The organism is Novosphingobium sp. (genome assembly GCF_027489515.1).
Taxonomy (GTDB): Bacteria; Pseudomonadota; Alphaproteobacteria; order Sphingomonadales; family Sphingomonadaceae; genus Novosphingobium.
The window spans coordinates 1-15,095 of sequence record NZ_JAIXZS010000099.1 but is presented as its reverse complement, the minus strand read 5'-3'; the positions used below and the strand labels follow the sequence as shown (position 1 = coordinate 15,095).

At 65.2% G+C, this 15,095-nt stretch carries 13 protein-coding genes, 1 tRNA gene and 1 pseudogene; 8 read left to right on the top strand and 7 right to left on the bottom strand.

Translation table 11 applies throughout. From position 1 onward, the window contains the following. The first annotated feature begins 116 nt into the window (after positions 1-116). Positions 117-605: a hypothetical protein gene (locus Q0082_RS17005; protein ID WP_298194800.1), complete on the top strand. Its 489-nt coding sequence runs from the start codon at positions 117-119 to the stop codon at positions 603-605. Here Q0082_RS17005 and Q0082_RS17000 read toward each other — a convergent pair. The 4 genes from Q0082_RS17000 to thyA all read right to left on the bottom strand — a co-directional run bounded on the left by Q0082_RS17000 (position 602) and on the right by thyA (position 5,233). Then, a complete protein-coding gene (locus tag Q0082_RS17000) occupies positions 602-1,849 on the bottom strand; it encodes a dihydrolipoamide acetyltransferase family protein (RefSeq protein WP_298194799.1) in 1,248 nt (415 codons plus the stop codon). The two genes, Q0082_RS17005 and Q0082_RS17000, sit on opposite strands and share 4 nt — an antisense overlap. A 4-nt stretch (positions 1,850-1,853) precedes the next feature. After that, positions 1,854-2,903 carry an alpha-ketoacid dehydrogenase subunit beta gene (locus Q0082_RS16995; RefSeq protein ID WP_298194798.1) on the bottom strand — a complete coding sequence of 350 codons (1,050 nt, stop codon included), beginning with the start codon at positions 2,901-2,903 and terminating at the stop codon, positions 1,854-1,856. Beyond that, on the bottom strand, positions 2,882-4,171 hold the full coding sequence (locus Q0082_RS16990) for a thiamine pyrophosphate-dependent enzyme (protein WP_298194827.1): 1,290 nt from the start codon (positions 4,169-4,171) through the stop codon (positions 2,882-2,884). The genes Q0082_RS16995 and Q0082_RS16990 overlap by 22 nt, the downstream gene beginning before the upstream one ends. A gap of 99 nt (positions 4,172-4,270) precedes the next feature. Further along, complete coding sequence (thyA, locus tag Q0082_RS16985) at positions 4,271-5,233, bottom strand: thymidylate synthase (protein ID WP_298194797.1); 963 nt, start codon at positions 5,231-5,233, stop codon at positions 4,271-4,273. Positions 5,234-5,341: 108 nt separating this feature from the next. Between thyA and Q0082_RS16980 the strand changes: the two genes are divergently transcribed. The 3 genes from Q0082_RS16980 (at position 5,342) to Q0082_RS16970 (ending at position 7,390) form a co-directional block, all read left to right on the top strand. Further along, positions 5,342-5,671 carry a hypothetical protein gene (locus tag Q0082_RS16980; RefSeq protein ID WP_298194796.1) on the top strand — a complete coding sequence of 110 codons (330 nt, stop codon included), beginning with the start codon at positions 5,342-5,344 and terminating at the stop codon, positions 5,669-5,671. Further along, complete coding sequence (locus tag Q0082_RS16975; RefSeq protein WP_298194795.1) at positions 5,664-7,196, top strand: methyl-accepting chemotaxis protein; 1,533 nt, start codon at positions 5,664-5,666, stop codon at positions 7,194-7,196. Before Q0082_RS16980 ends, Q0082_RS16975 begins: the two co-directional genes overlap by 8 nt. A 117-nt stretch (positions 7,197-7,313) precedes the next feature. Next, positions 7,314-7,390, top strand: a tRNA-Pro gene (locus Q0082_RS16970). 49 nt (positions 7,391-7,439) lie between these two features. Here Q0082_RS16970 and Q0082_RS16965 read toward each other — a convergent pair. Both Q0082_RS16965 and recG read right to left on the bottom strand, forming a co-directional pair. Further along, the gene (locus tag Q0082_RS16965) at positions 7,440-7,892 is read right to left on the bottom strand and encodes a DUF3429 family protein (protein WP_298194794.1); all 453 of its coding nucleotides are present in this window, start codon (positions 7,890-7,892) and stop codon (positions 7,440-7,442) included. Positions 7,893-7,909: 17 nt separating this feature from the next. Beyond that, positions 7,910-9,979 (bottom strand): ATP-dependent DNA helicase RecG, encoded by a 2,070-nt coding sequence (gene recG / locus Q0082_RS16960; RefSeq protein WP_298194793.1) that lies wholly within the window; start codon positions 9,977-9,979, stop codon positions 7,910-7,912. A gap of 142 nt (positions 9,980-10,121) precedes the next feature. Here recG and Q0082_RS16955 point away from each other — a divergent pair, with 142 nt between their 5' ends. The 4 genes from Q0082_RS16955 to Q0082_RS16940 all read left to right on the top strand — a co-directional run bounded on the left by Q0082_RS16955 (position 10,122) and on the right by Q0082_RS16940 (position 15,001). Then, positions 10,122-10,523, top strand: coding sequence for a host attachment protein (locus tag Q0082_RS16955; protein WP_298194792.1), 402 nt, complete (start codon positions 10,122-10,124; stop codon positions 10,521-10,523). A 70-nt stretch (positions 10,524-10,593) separates the two neighbouring features. Further along, complete coding sequence (locus Q0082_RS16950; RefSeq protein ID WP_298194791.1) at positions 10,594-10,899, top strand: succinate dehydrogenase assembly factor 2; 306 nt, start codon at positions 10,594-10,596, stop codon at positions 10,897-10,899. Positions 10,900-10,919: 20 nt separating this feature from the next. After that, the gene (mfd, locus tag Q0082_RS16945) at positions 10,920-14,417 is read left to right on the top strand and encodes a transcription-repair coupling factor (RefSeq protein ID WP_298194790.1); all 3,498 of its coding nucleotides are present in this window, start codon (positions 10,920-10,922) and stop codon (positions 14,415-14,417) included. A 134-nt stretch (positions 14,418-14,551) separates the two neighbouring features. Further along, positions 14,552-15,001, top strand: coding sequence for a hypothetical protein (locus tag Q0082_RS16940; protein WP_298194789.1), 450 nt, complete (start codon positions 14,552-14,554; stop codon positions 14,999-15,001). On the opposite strand, the pseudogene Q0082_RS16935 reads toward Q0082_RS16940, so the two are convergent. Beyond that, positions 14,991-15,095 (bottom strand): annotated as a pseudogene (locus tag Q0082_RS16935) (IS5/IS1182 family transposase); the annotation flags it as partial. The gene Q0082_RS16940 and the pseudogene Q0082_RS16935 sit on opposite strands and share 11 nt — an antisense overlap.

Sequence of the window (15,095 nt, the reverse complement as noted above, 5' to 3'; positions counted from 1 at the left end):
TCATCCCGGTGCGCCAGCGCAGTGCCCGCAAGCCGACATTAACCAAACTTTATCGGCCCTTGTGCCATTTCTGGTCCTATCGGCGCAGGCAGCGCCCATTGGGGGCAGTTGAAACGATGTACAGGGCGGTCCTTCCGGCACTCGTGGTCGCAGGCGCGACAAGCGCGGCACTCGTGCCGGTCGCAGCCCATGCCACGGCTCCGAACTTTGGCGGGGTGCAGTTCGCCAGCGATGTCTTCATCGAACGCTTCCAGCCTGCCCCTGGTGGCCGCACCGCGCGCATCCTGGAACGCGCCGATCAGCTCCGGCCGGGTGACCGCGTGATTTTCGTGGTCAACTGGTCAGGTCGCAAGGACGGCGGCTTCACCGTCACCAACCCGCTCCCGCGCACGATCGCTTTTGCCGGCGCGACGGACGAGACGCAGGAAGTCTCAGTCGATGGCGGCCGCACCTGGGGCGCGCTCGAAGCGCTTACGGTTCGCGGTCGAGATGGCCGCAGCCGTCCCGCGCATGCCGAGGACGTTACCCACCTGCGCTGGCGCATCCCGAGCGAACTCGCGCTCGCCGGCAACGGCCAGATGACCTGGCGCGGCGTGGTGCGTTAATCCGCCAGCAGCAGAACCGGCGTCTCGATCAGCCGTTTGAGCGACTGGACAAAGCTCGCTGCATCCCAGCCATCGACCACGCGGTGATCGCAACTGATGGAAATGTTCATCAGCTTGCGCTTGGCCACACGCTCGCCGCCCATCCCGTCAGGCACGAACATCGGCCGCTCGACAATCCGGTTGGGGCCGATGATCGCCACTTCCGGCCGGTTGATCACCGGTGTCGTCGCCACCCCGCCCAGCGCGCCGAGTGACGTGATCGTGATCGTCGAACCCGAAAGCTCCGCCGAATTCGCCGTTCCGCTGCGAGCCGCATCCGCAAGCCGCGCGATCTCGTTCGCCAATTGCCACAGATTGCGGTCCTGCGCATCGCGGATAACCGGCACCATCAGCCCGCCCGGTGTCTGCGTCGCCATGCCCAGATGCACCGCTCCATGGCGGGTCACCACGCCCGCCTCGTCGTCATAACGCGCGTTGAGCATCGGGAACTCTGGCAGCGTCTTGCAGATCGCGGTGATCAGCAGCGGCAGCATGGTCAGCTTGGGCTTCGTCCCTCGTGCCTCGTTGAGCTGTGCGCGCATCTCCTCCAGCACAGTGACATCGCATTCCTCGACATAGGTGAAATGCGGAATATGCCGTTTTGCTGCGGCCATGTTTTCGGCAATCCGGCGCCTGAGGCCGATAACCTTGACTGTTTCGTCAGCCCGCTTGGTCGCGGCAGGACGGAAACCACCGCCGGCATTGTAAGCAAGGAACTGATCCAGATCCGCATGCCGCACGCGCCCTTCTTCCGAAGGTTTCACGTCTGCCAGATCGATCCCCAGTGCCTCGGCCCGCGCACGCACGGCCGGGCTTGCAAGGACTTTCAAAGCCAGCACGACAGGCGGAGCAATCGTCTCGGGCTCCACCGGCAGAACAGTGGCCACAACCGGCTCCTCGGCAACCACCGACGCTTCAACCACATCCGGGATCACCGCAGCCTCAGGCGCAACCTCCTCATCCCCGTCTGTCTCGATCACCACGAGCGGCGAGCCGATCGCAATCACATCGCCCACTTCGCCAGCAACCGAGACGATCCGGCCGCTCACCGGGCTTTCCATCTCGACAGTCGCCTTGTCCGTCATCAGATCGGCGACGCGCCCGTCCTCGGCCACCATATCGCCCACCTTGATGTGCCACGCGACAATCTCGGCCTCGGCAATGCCTTCGCCGATATCGGGCAGGCGAAATGTGAATGTACCCATGGCGTCAGGCCTTCAGAAGACGGTCTACAGCCTCGCCAATGCGGACCGGACCAGGAAAATACGCCCACTCAAGGCTGTGCGGATAAGGCGTGTCGAAGCCCGTCACGCGCTCGATCGGCGCCTCGAGGTGGTAGAAACAGCGTTCCTGCACCAGCGCGGAAAGCTCCGCACCAAAGCCGGACGTGCGCGTCGCCTCATGTACGATCAGGCACCGGCCCGTCTTCTCGACCGAGGCCTTGATGGTCTCGATATCGAGCGGCACGAGTGTGCGCAGGTCGATGATCTCGGCATCGACGCCCTTCTCGGCGAGCACCGCCTCGGCCACATGGACCATCGTGCCATAGGCGAGCACCGTCATCGCCTCGCCCTCGCGCACGACGCGCGCTTTGCCGAGCGGGATGCGGTAGTACCCTTCCGGCACCGCGCCATCCTTGTGCCGCGACCATGGCTCGACCGGCTTGTCGTAGTAGCCGTTGAACGGCCCGTTGTAGATGCGCTTGGGCTCGAAGAAGATCACCGGATCGTTGTCCTCGATAGCCGCGATCAGGAGGCCCTTGGCATCGTGCGGCGTGCTCGGGATCACGGTCTTGATACCCGATACGTGCGTGAACAGCGCCTCCGGGCTCTGGCTGTGCGTCTGACCACCGAAGATGCCGCCACCGAAGGGCGAGCGCACCGTGATCGGCGCGGTGAACTCGCCTGCCGAGCGATATCGCAGCCGCGCCGCCTCGGAAACGAGCTGGTCGAGCCCAGGATAGATATAGTCGGCGAACTGGATCTCGGGCACCGGGCGCAGACCATAGGCCCCCATGCCCACCGCCACGCCGATGATCCCGCATTCGCTAATCGGCGTATCAAACACGCGCGTGCGGCCATACTTCTTCTGCAGCCCCGCCGTCGCGCGGAACACGCCGCCGAAATAGCCGACGTCCTCGCCCATCACGACGATGTTGCTGTCCCGCCCCATCATCACATCGAGCGCGTCGTTGATCGCCTCGATCATGTTGAGCTTCTTCACGGAAGGCTGCTCGCTCACGAGTCCTCCTCCTTCCATTCGGGCCATTTGATACGGCGCTCGCGGATCGCCTGCTCGCTCTGTTCCTTGAGGTGCCAGGGCAGTTCCTCGAACACGTCCTCGAACAGCGTGCGGAACGGGTGGTGCAAGCCGTGCCCCAGCACGCCGTTGGCCTCCGCCGCCTTGGCTGCCGCCTTTACCTGTTCGGCAAGCTCAAGATCCATCGCGGCATGCGCTTCCGGCGTCCATTCGCCGAGCGCTTCCAGATGCGCCGCAAGCCGCGCGATCGGATCGCCCAGCGGCCACTCGCTGCGCTCTTGCACCGAACGGTACTGGCCCGGATCGTCCGAGGTCGAATGCCCCTCCGCACGATAAGTAAAATGCTCGATCAGCGTCGGCCCGCCATTGGCCCGCGCCCGGTTCGCCGCCCAGCGCGTAGCGGCATAAACAGCGAGCGGATCGTTGCCATCCACGCGCAACCCCGCAATGCCATAGCCGATGGCCCGCGCTGCAAAGGTCGTCCGCTCCGCGCCCGCAAACCCTGAAAAGCTCGAGATCGCCCACTGGTTGTTGACGACATTGAACACCACCGGCGCGTTGTAGACCGCGGCAAACGTCATCGCCGAATGGAAGTCCCCTTCCGCAGTCGATCCCTCGCCCAACCACGCCGCCGCAATCCGGGTATCACCTCGAATCGCGCTGGCCATCGCCCAGCCCACCGCCTGCGGATATTGCGTGGCAAGGTTGCCCGAGATCGAGAAGAACGAGGCTTCCTTTGCCGAATACATGATCGGCAGCTGGCGCCCCTTCAGCTTATCGGCCTTGTTCGAATAGATCTGGTTGATCATGTCGACCATCGGATAGCCGCGCGTGATCAGGATGCCCTGCTGGCGGTAGCTGGGGAACACCATGTCGTCGCTAGCGAGCGCCATCGCGGGCGCGATTGAGGTCGCCTCCTCACCGGTGCATTTCATGTAGAAGCTTGTCTTGCCCTGCCGCTGCCCGCGATACATCCGGTCATCGAAGGCCCGCGTCAGCGCCATCAGCCGCAGCATCCGCCGCAGCGTCTCGGGGTCTAGCTTTGGATCCCATGGCCCGACCGCCTTGTGATCTTCGCCTAGCACGCGCACCAGATCGAGGCACAGCGGGTGCGTTTCGCTCGCTGCGCACGTCTCGTCCGGCTTTGGCTGAACACCCGGCGCGGGGATCACCAGATGGCGGTAATCGACCGCATCGCCAGGGCGGAAGCGCGGTTCGGGAACGTGCAACTGCAGCGGCGGAAGATTGCTGCGCTTGGTATCGGTCATGCGAAGGACGCCAGCATCGGACACTCCCGGCGCCTCCTTTGTCGGAGACGCATTATTAGCTCATCGCATAATATTATTACAACGCACTTTCCGAGTCAATCAAACCGCAACCGGCGCAGCAATGTGCGCTTGCGGGGCATAACCGGGCACTTCGAAGTCCTCGATCCGGTAATCGAAAATGCTCTCCGGTCGCCGCACAATCTCCAGCTTCGGGCTACCCGCCGGCACCCGCGCCAACTGCGCTTCCACCAGCTCGGCATGGTTGAGATAGAGGTGCGTATCGCCCCCCATCCACACCAGCTCACCCGGCTCCAGATCGCACTGCTGGGCCAGCATCCGGATGAACAGCGCGCCGCCCCACAGATTGAACGGCAGCCCCAGCGCAACGTCGCAGCTGCGCTGATAAAGCAGCCCCGAAAGCTTCCCGTCCGCGACATGGAACTGATAGGTCTTGTGGCACGGCGGCAGTGCCATCCGGTCCAGCTCCGCCACGTTCCAGCCTTCGACGATATGGCGCCGGCTGCCGGGCTTCTTCCTGAGGCTTTCGACCACTTGAGCCACCTGGTTCACACCCGATGCGCGCCGCGCATAGAGCCCGTCCCCCGCCGGCTCATAAACCGGCCAGTCCGTCCACTGCTTGCCGTAGACCGGCCCCAGATCGCCCCACGCCTCGGCGAATTCCGCATCCGCCACGATCCGCGCCGAAAAGTCCGAGCGTGAGATCTGCTCCCCGGTCTCGCGCCGATAGCGGTCGAGCGGCCAATCCGTCCAGATTTCCACGCCTTGCGCGCATAGCTCGCGGATATTGGTGCGCCCGGTCAGAAACCACAGGAACTCGCGCGTCGCTGTCTTCCAATAGACGCGTTTGGTCGTCAGCAGCGGCATCGCGCCGCCCGCCAGATCAAACCGCAATTGCGCGCCGAAAACGCTGCGTGTGCCGATGCCCGTGCGGTCCACCCGCTCGTCACCCTCTTCCCAGATGCGCCGCATCAGATCGAGATATTGCTGTTCGGGATGCGCTGATGGCGCGGGGACTCGCGAAGGGGAAGCGGCTGTGGCCATGCCCTCTGTCTAGCCATGTCCCGCCGAACTGACCAGCACCAGGAATACGCAGTTAACCTTAATCCCGTCCTTCCAGCGTTTAAGTCCGCATCGGACTAAGCTCATGGAATGCCCGCCGCTCCGTCCATCTTCGTCAGTCCCCGTTTTGCGCTCGCCGTGCAATGCGCCGTGCTGGCAGGTGTGGTCGCCGTGGCCGAACTTGCCCCACGCCCCGGCCTTGCTGCGCTCTACGTACCATTTGTTCCCGGCAGCCCGCGTGCCGCGCTCGATTGGGCGCTCGAGAACGGCGCTAAACTGAACGGCGCAGGCCCCTTCGGCGGCCTGATCCTGATATCCCCGCCGCCCGGCCTCGGCATGCGCGCCATGCGCGAAGGTGCGCTTGCCGTCGCCATCCCGTCATTTCTTTGCCAGCCCCCGAAAGCCTCGCCCCATGGATGAACTCCTCGCCGTCCGCCGCAATGGCCTCAAGGTCCTTGCTGCCACGTGTTTCCTGGCACTGATCATCATCGGCGGCGGCTGCGTAGCCGCGTCGAGCGGTGTGATGCCGCTCCTGCTGGCGCTCGCGGTGGCGGCAATCCCGTTGTGGCTTGTAATGCAGGGACATGCCGATGTTGCAACCCGCCTCGCCATGGGCAGCGCGGTTGCCGCGATGCCCATGATCCTGCTCTATCAATGGGCTGGCGCGCCGCTCATGGTCGATATCCACATGGTCTTCTTTGCCGCACTCGCCATGATTGCGGTCATGGCGGATTGGAAGCCCGTTGTATGCGCCGCTGCACTGACGGCGGTACATCACCTGCTCGGGAACATCTTTGCGCCCGGCATAATCTGGACCGGTAGCAGCGAATTCGGGCGCGTGCTCTTTCACGCCGCAGTCGTGGTGCTGGAGACAGCCATCCTCGTCATTCTGTGCGAACAGGTTGCGCGTCTCGTCGTCAACCAGGCCTTGGCGAATGCAGAACGGGCGCGACTGGAGGCAGAATCGGCCGCAGAACGCAATCGGATCGCCGCTGAACAGGCCGTTGTCATCGAAGCACTCGGTACCCGGCTGGATGCGCTTGCCGATGGCGATCTTGCAGCGCGTATCGAACGCTCATTCCCGCCAGCATATGAAGCGCTGCGGACCTCATTGAACAGCGCGGCTGCAGATCTCGATCGCCTGCTTGGCCGTGTTGTCCAAGCGGCAACCCAGATGGCGACAGGCTCGGGCGAAATCCGCACCGCGTCAGATGACCTTGCCCGCCGGACAGAAGAGCAGGCAAATGCCATTGCCCAAAACAGTGAAGATACGAATCGTCTCTCAGCGGCTATCCGCAACTCAGCCAAACGCGCCGACGCAACCAACCGCGCAACCGCGGCGGCACGGGATGACGCAATGATCGGGGGAGCCGTGGTTCAGCGCGCCGTCTCGGCAATGACCGCGATCGAACAGTCCTCGAACGAGATCTCTCAGATCGTCACGATCATCGACGGCATTGCCTTCCAGACCAATCTCCTTGCGCTCAACGCCGGGGTCGAAGCGGCCCGCGCCGGAGAAGCAGGCAAGGGTTTTGCCGTGGTCGCCACTGAAGTGCGCGCACTTGCCCAACGCAGCGCCGATGCGGCACACGAGATCAAGACGCTCATCAACGCATCGTCGGCGCAGGTTGTCACAGGCGTCGAACTCGTGGGCGAGACTGGCACAGCCTTGCGCCGGATCGTGGACCAGATCACGGACATCAGTGGCGCGATTGGCGAGATTACGGAGGAAGCTGCACAGCAGGCCGACGACCTGAGTAGCGTGAACGCCAGTTTCTCCCGGATCGACAAGTTCACCCAGCAGAACGCCGCAATGGTGGAGGAAAGCAACGCGGCAGCGCACAGCCTGATGCGCGAGGCTGAAACACTTCGCGACCTCGTCGCCCGTTTCCGCATTTCCAGCATCGGGCAGGCCGCGCCCTCCATGCTGAGCCGCGCCGCTTAAGCGGCTGCGCAAAATCCTGCAAAAGGGTGCTTGTCACCCTCAAATCCCCCGCCTATAGCGCGCCCCTGCCTTGCTTCCGGGCGCCCATCCTTGGGCTTTCGGAGGTGAACGATCGGTCGGGGAATAGCTCAGCCTGGTAGAGCACTGTCTTCGGGAGGCAGGGGCCGGAGGTTCGAATCCTCTTTCCCCGACCACTTCGTTTCCATCACAAGCTGCGTGGGCCGCCTCAGGCCCCGTCTTTCCTCAAACGCCTGCAGCACGCTCCGCCATCAGCCCAATCAGCACGCTGAGCCCGCCAAGGCCGATCGAGAGATTGCGCCGCAGTGCCAGCCACCCGTCCGGCTTCAGCCCGATGGCGAGATCGACCAGCGGCGATGCGGCAATGCACAGGCCCAGCGCAATCAGCTCCGGCCCCGGCCAGCTCCAGCCCGCCATCCACGGCCACCACAGTGCCAGTGCGATCAGCGAGGGCGAGACGCCGGCAAGGAAAATCCAGCGCGGGCTTTCCGGTCGGGCAATCCCGATGCCCCACCACACACCGCCAAGAAAACTGAAGATCAGCGCCGCATAGGCATAAGCAAGCGCCAGCGCGGTCCATGCCCATTCTGCGCCCTTGAACACCGCCAGCAGCGCCGCGACTTGCGGCAGAAGTCCCGCATAGCCCAGCGCCCGGGCTGCTTCAGAAACACGCTTCAAACTCAGTCCTTCCAGAACTATCCACCGCGCAGCAGCTGCACACCCCAATCGCGCTCGAACAGATAGAGCAGCGCCCGCGCCGCCTGCCCTCTCGGGGAGTCCAGCCCGCCATCGCGCTCCATCAGCAGCCGCGCGTCGTCATGCGCGAGCGGGAGCAGCCGGGCAATCTGTTCGAAGTCTGCTACCCGAAAGGGCGTATCGCCCGATTGCCGTGTGCCAAGCAGTTCGCCTCCACCGCGCAGGCGCAAGTCCTCCTCGGCAAGGCGAAATCCGTCCTGCGTCTCGCGCATCAGCGCCAATCGCTCGCGCCCCACTTCCGAAAGCGCCTCGCCGCGCAGCAGCAGACAGGTCGATTTTGCCGACCCGCGCCCCACGCGGCCCCGCAGCTGGTGCAATTGCGCCAGGCCGAACCGTTCCGCCTGCTCGATTACCATCAGGCTGGCCGCGGGCACATCGACGCCGACCTCGATCACCGTGGTCGCCACCAGCAGCTTCGCCTCGCCGCGCACGAAGCGCTCCATTGCGGCGTCCTTTACCTCGGGCCTGAGCTGCCCGTGGACCAGCACGACCTGATCGCCGAACCGCAACTGCATCTCGGCAAAGCGCGCTTCCGCCGCGGCAAGATCGGCGCTCTCGTTCTCACGCACCATCGGGCAGACCCAATAGGCCTGCGCGCCGGTCGCCAGATGCCGCGCCAGCCCCTCGACAACCTCCGGCATGCGCTCCACCGCGACCACACGCGTGTCGATCGGCTGGCGTCCCGGCGGCATCTCGTCGAGCTTGGAAACCTCCATCTCGCCATATTGCGCGAGCGTCAGCGTTCGCGGGATCGGCGTTGCGGTCATGGCAAGGCAATGCGGAGTAGCCTTGCCCTTCTGTGTCAGCATCAGCCGCTGGCCGACGCCGAAGCGGTGCTGCTCGTCGATCACTACAAGCGCGAGATTGCGGTAGCTCACGCTCTCCTGAAAGATGGCATGGGTACCCACCACGATATCGATGGTGCCGTCCAGTAGCCCCATCAGGATCGCCTCGCGCGCCTTCGCGCCGCCGCGCTGCGTGGTCTTGCCGGTGAGGAGCGCAATCTGCACCCCCGTCCCCGCCGCCATGCGCTGCAACGTCTCCGCGTGCTGCCGCGCCAGAATCTCGGTCGGCGCCAGCAGCGCCGCTTGCGCCCCCGCTTCCACCGCAATCAACATGGCATGAAGCGCCACCGCCGTCTTGCCCGAACCCACATCGCCCTGCAGCAGCCGCAGCATCGGCGCGTCCTGCGCAATGTCGCTTTCGATCTCCGCCACCGAGCGCGCCTGCGCCCCCGTCAGCGCAAACGGCAGCCGCAGCTTCTCGCGCAGCCGCCCATCGCCCCGCAGCGGCACCGTCCGCCGCGACCGGTTGCTCGCCTTCACCAGCATCAGCGCAAGGCTGTTCGCCAGCAGTTCATCATAGGCAAGCCGGTCGCGCGCCACCGCATCAGCGCCCTTGTGCGCCCGCCCTAGCGCGTCCTTCCAATTTGGCCAGCCTTCCTTCGCGAGGAGTCCCGGCTCGATCCACTCCGGCAGTTCGGGCACCATCGCCATCGCCTGCCCGACCAGCGCACCGATCCGTCCCTGCGTCAGCCCCTCGGTCAGCGGATAGACCGCTTCGTTGAGCGTCCCCGCTAGCGCGGCGCTGTCCTCGGCAATGTGCTCGGGGTGGACGATCTGCCACGACTGCCCGTACTGATCGAGCCGCCCGGCCACCCAGCGCTTCTCGCCCACCGGCAGCAGCTTCTTTGCCGTATACGAAGCCCGCCCGAACCAAACGAGTGCCACGTAGTTACCCAGCGCGTCCTCGGCCATGATCCGGTAAGGCCCGCGCCCCGTGCTCGACCGGTGTTCGCGCGCCGTCAATGCTATCACGATCTGCTCGCCGACCGCCGCCTCATCGAGATCGCCGACCGCTCGCCGCGCCACGAACCGGTCCGGCAGGTGATAGACAAGGTCCCGGACCCGCGTCAGGCCCAGCTTGCCCAAAGGCCGCGCCAGCCCCGGCCCCACGCCCTTGAGGCCCTCGGTCTCGGCAAACAGCGGATTGAGCAGATCGGGACGCATCACCACCATCCATAGTCACGCCCACCGCGAAGCGCCACACCCCGGACCATTTGATCAAGCACATGGATGCGGGCTTTCTCCGGGCCCATCACGGCCCCTCGAACGTTCAGACTGAACCTTCACAGCGCAGGAACCCACGCAGATGCATGTCCCCCACGGAACCATTGTCGTCATCGTCGATGGCGCGCACTTTGCCTTGATGCGCAACAGCGGCACCGAAAGCGAACCCGTCCTCGAAGCTCAGGCTGTGCCCGCGCTCGATCTACACGGCCATGCCTCGGGCGGGCAGCACGGGCATATGAGCGGCCATGATCCGGCCAGCCAGGTGATCGAGGCCCAGCACGGCGCGGCGGTCGTCCAATGGCTCAATGCTGAAGTGCTGGCGCACCGCATCCACGATCTCGTGATCATCGCCTCACCGCGCGCGTTGGGTGAATTGCGTCCGCACTACCATGGCCAGCTGACAGCCGTTCTGCGGGGCGAACTCGCCAAGGACATGGTGGGCCGGTCCGGCACCGAAGTGCTCGCAGCGCTCCGGGCCTGAGATAGCCGTCCTTTCGGGCGTCCGGCTTCGCGCTTGCCCCGCCCGGCCCACAAGGCGTATCGGCGCCCGAATGAACGACAACGACACGCATAGCGACTCTGGGGGCGACTCTGGCCTCAGCCACCGCCTCGCCCGGATGAAGTTCCGCGCCTGGCATCGCGGCACGCGCGAGGCGGACTACATGATCGGCTGCTTCTTCGACACGCGCCACAAAGGCTGGAATGAAGCCGCGCTCGATTGGTTCGAGCGCCTGCTTGAGGAAGACGACGTCGACGTCATGGCCTGGGCGCTTGGCACCCAGCCTGTTCCCGAAGCCTTCGCTGGCGCAGAGATGGACGCCATGCGCCGCCTCGACTACGTCGATATCCCGCGCTGACCTAGCGACCCTTTTCCCGCATGCCCGATCCGTCCCGCATCCTGTCGGCCACGACGCCGCTCACCCTCGCTTCGATCGCCCGCGGGGCGCAGCCCCTTGTCCTCGCCGACCTCGCCCGCGCCGCTGCCACCGGCAAAACACCCAAGCGCACGATCTTCATCGCGGCCGACGATGCCGCCATGCGCGCCGTCACACAGAGCGCCCAGTTCTTCGCGCCCGAGCTCGACGTCGCCGAATACCCCGCTTGGGACTGCCTCCCCTTCGACCGCGCCTCGCCCGCCATGTCGGTCAGCGCGCGCCGCCTCGCCGCGCTTCATGCACTGCAGCAGCCGCTCGAGGGCCCGCAGCTCTTCGTCACCACGATCAACGCGCTGCTCCAGCGGACGCTCACGCCGTTCCGCGTGCGCGAATCGGTCCGTGCGCTGCGCGTCGGTCAGGAAATCGCCCGCGACGCCCTGATCGCCCTCGTCCAGCGCCAAGGCTACTCCCGCGTCGATACCGTCGTCGATTCCGGCGAATACGCCGTGCGCGGCTCGGTCTTCGATCTCTACCCCAGCGGCCTTTCCCACGGCCTGCGCCTCGATTTCTTCGGCGACGAGATCGAGACGATGCGCCTCTTCGATCCCGCCACCCAGCGCTCGGTCCAGCCCGTCCAGTCGCACTTGCTGCTCCCCGCCAGCGAGGCCCTGCTCGACGAAGAGTCCATCCGCCGCTTCCGCACCCGCTACCGCGAGCTGTTCGGCGCCAACGCCACCGCCGATCCGCTCTATCAGGCAGTCAGCGACGGCCGCCGCCTCGCCGGCATGGAGCATTGGCTCCCCCTCCTCGAAGACCGCCTCGTCACGCTCTTCGATCACCTTTCTGACGGCGACCTCATTCTCCTCGACGCCGCCGCCGCCAAGGCCGCCGAGGAACGCCTCGCCGACATCGCCGACTACCGCCAGGCCCGCGCCGAAAGCAGCGCACGCGGCGGCAGCACCACCTACCGCCCGCTCGCTGAAACCGCGCTCTACCTCAGCCGCGACGAATTCGACCGCGCCCTCATCGGCTGGCCCGTCCACCGCATGAGCCAGTTCGCCGAGCCCGAGAGCACCCGCGTCCTCGATTTCGGCTTCGGCCCCCCGCGCGATTTCGCCCCAGAACGCGCGTCCGGCGCCAATATCTACGAAGCCGCCGCCAAGCACCTCGCCGCCCTCGCCACGCGCGGCCACAAGGCGATCATCGCGGCCTACTCCGCCGGTTCGCGCAGCCGCCTCGCCTCGCTGCTGGGCGATGCCGGCAAAGCGCCTCCGATCCTCGCCGATACCTGGCAGGAAGCCCTCGGCGCCGCCGCCACCGGCAAGCCCGCCGCCGTCGTCTTGCCCCTCGAACAGGGCTTCTCCAGCGGCGATGTCGAAGTCCTCACCGAGCAGGACATCCTCGGCGACCGGCTCGTGCGCCCCAAGCGCAAGCGCAAGGATGCCGACGCCTTCCTCGCCGAACTCGCCGCGCTCGGCACCGGCGATCTCGTCGTCCACATGGAGCACGGCATCGGCCGCTACATCGGCCTCGTGCCGGTCGCGGTGGGCGACAGCCCGCACGACTGCGTCCAACTGGAATACGCCGGCGGCGACAAGCTCTACATCCCGGTCGAAAACCTCGACGTCCTCTCGCGCTACGGGCACGATGCCGAAGGCATCCAGCTCGACAAGCTCGGCGGCGAGGCATGGCAGCGCCGCAAGGCGAAGATGCGCGAGCGCATCCTCGAGATCGCCGGCCAGCTCATGCAGACCGCCGCCCTGCGCGCCCTGCGCGAAGCCGATACCCTCGCCCCCGATCCCGCCAGCTACGGCCCCTTCGTCGACCGCTTCCCCTGGGCCGAGACCGACGATCAGGAACGCGCCATCGAGGACGTCCTCGGCGATCTCGCCAGCGGCAAGCCGATGGACCGCCTCGTCTGCGGCGATGTCGGCTTCGGCAAGACCGAAGTCGCCCTGCGCGCTGCCTTCGTCGCGGCCATGGCAGGCAAGCAGGTCGCCGTCATCGCGCCGACCACCCTCCTGGCCCGCCAGCACTACACCGCCTTTGTCGAGCGCTTCAGCGGCTTCCCCCTCGAAGTCGGCCGCCTCTCGCGCCTTGTGCCCGCCAAGGAAGCTGCCGCCACCAAGGAGGGCCTTGCGGCCGGCACCGTCGATGTCGTCATCGGCACCCACGCGCTCCTTTCCAAGGGCCTCGAATTCAAGCGGCTCGGCCTCGTCATTGTCGACGAAGAACAGCGCTTCGGCGTCGTCCACAAGGAGCGCCTCAAGGAGCTCAAGGCCGACGTCCACGTCCTCACCCTCACCGCCACGCCGATCCCGCGCACCCTGCAGATGGCGATGTCCGGCCTGCGCGAGCTTTCCACGATCCAGACCCCGCCGGTCGACCGCCTCGCCGTGCGCACCTACGTCATGCCGTGGGACGACGTCACCATGCGCGAGGCCCTGATGCGCGAGCACCAGCGCGGCGGCCAAAGCTTCATCGTCGTCCCGCGCATCGCCGACATGCCCGATCTCGAGGAATGGCTCCGCCTCAACGTGCCCGAGATCCGCTACGTCTCCGCCCACGGCCAGATGAGCCCCACCGAGGTCGAAGACCGCATGGGCGCCTTCTACGAGAAGCGCTACGAAGTCCTCCTCTCGACCACCATCGTCGAGAGCGGCCTCGATATCCCCAGCGCCAACACCATCGTGCTCCACCGCGCAGACCGCTTCGGCCTCGCCCAGCTCTACCAGCTCAGAGGCCGCGTCGGGCGCGGCAAGCTGCGCGCCTACGCCTACCTCACCTATCCTGAAAATCAGGCCCTCTCCGAAGTAGCCGAAAAGCGCCTTAAGGTGCTGAGCGACCTCGATTCCCTCGGCGCCGGCTTCCAGCTCGCCAGCCACGACCTCGATCTGCGCGGCGCAGGCAACCTCCTCGGCGACGAACAGTCCGGCCACGTCCGCGAAGTCGGCTTCGAGCTCTACCAGTCGATGCTCGAAGACGCGATCGTCGCCGCCAAGGCCGGCGAAATCGGCCTCGCCCGCGAACGCAGCGCTCTAAGCCCCCAGATCACCGTCGATGCGCCGATCATGATCCCGGAAAACTACGTCCCCGATCTCGCCGTCCGCATGGCGCTCTACCGCCGCATGAACGATGCCGAAGGCGCAGACGCCGTCGAAGCCCTCGCTGCCGAAATGATCGACCGCTTCGGCCCCCTCCCCGGCCCGACGCAGAACCTCCTCAAGCTCATCGAAATCAAACGCCAGGCCATCGCCGCCCACATCGCCAAGATCGACGTCGGCGCCAAGGGCACGCTCGTCTCGTTCCACAATGACAGCTTCCCCGAACCCGCCGGCCTCTTCGCCTATATCGACCGGTTGAAGGGAACCGCCAAACTGCGCCCGGACAACAAGCTGGTAATCAACCGCGCATGGGGCACGCCCGAAGCGCGGCTGAATGGGCTGGTGCAGCTGACGAAGGGGCTTAGCGCGGTGGCGAAGCGGGCGAAGCGGGGGTGAGTTCTCTTTGGATCGTACCGATAAGCTCCCAGCTCTTACCGACTTGGGGGCCCTTGCTATGAGAACGTCAAGCTGAGTGCAATCGTTCGGTTAGATCTAGGTAGCCTTCATTTTAGTGGCTGGAGTCAGGAAGCATGAAAGAGGCTCCAAAACTGAAAGCCGAGCATCAGATTTATGCCAATCTCATGGATGAAGCTAGAATAAGAATATTTTCGCTCGAGCGAGCAATAGACGATCGCGAAAATTGGGCACCTCGCATGATCCAAGAGTTCTGTTACCTTCAGCTTCGTTTATTGTGCGAAACGGTAGCATTAGGGTGCATGGTTGCCCACGGTGATGTCACTGGCACTAACATTCAGAAGCGATACGAACCCGCCGTGTTGATTGCTCGGCTAGAGGCCCTCAACCCAGATTTTTTCCCAAAAGGTGTACGCTTCAGGTTTGAGCCGACAGGCGTCCGGCTAGGCGATCATCCGGTGCCCCAGCTTACAAAGGAGGAACTTGTAAAACTCTGGAATATCAGTGGAACATTCTTGCATCGTGGGACAGCAAAGCGCGTTCTAGGCTCAGGACTCATTGATTGAGCCAGAAGATGACGGTTGCGGCGATGCAGATGGCGGACATGAACGTGTGGGCGCATCGGTCGTAGCGGGTATGGATGCGTCGCCAGTCCTTGAG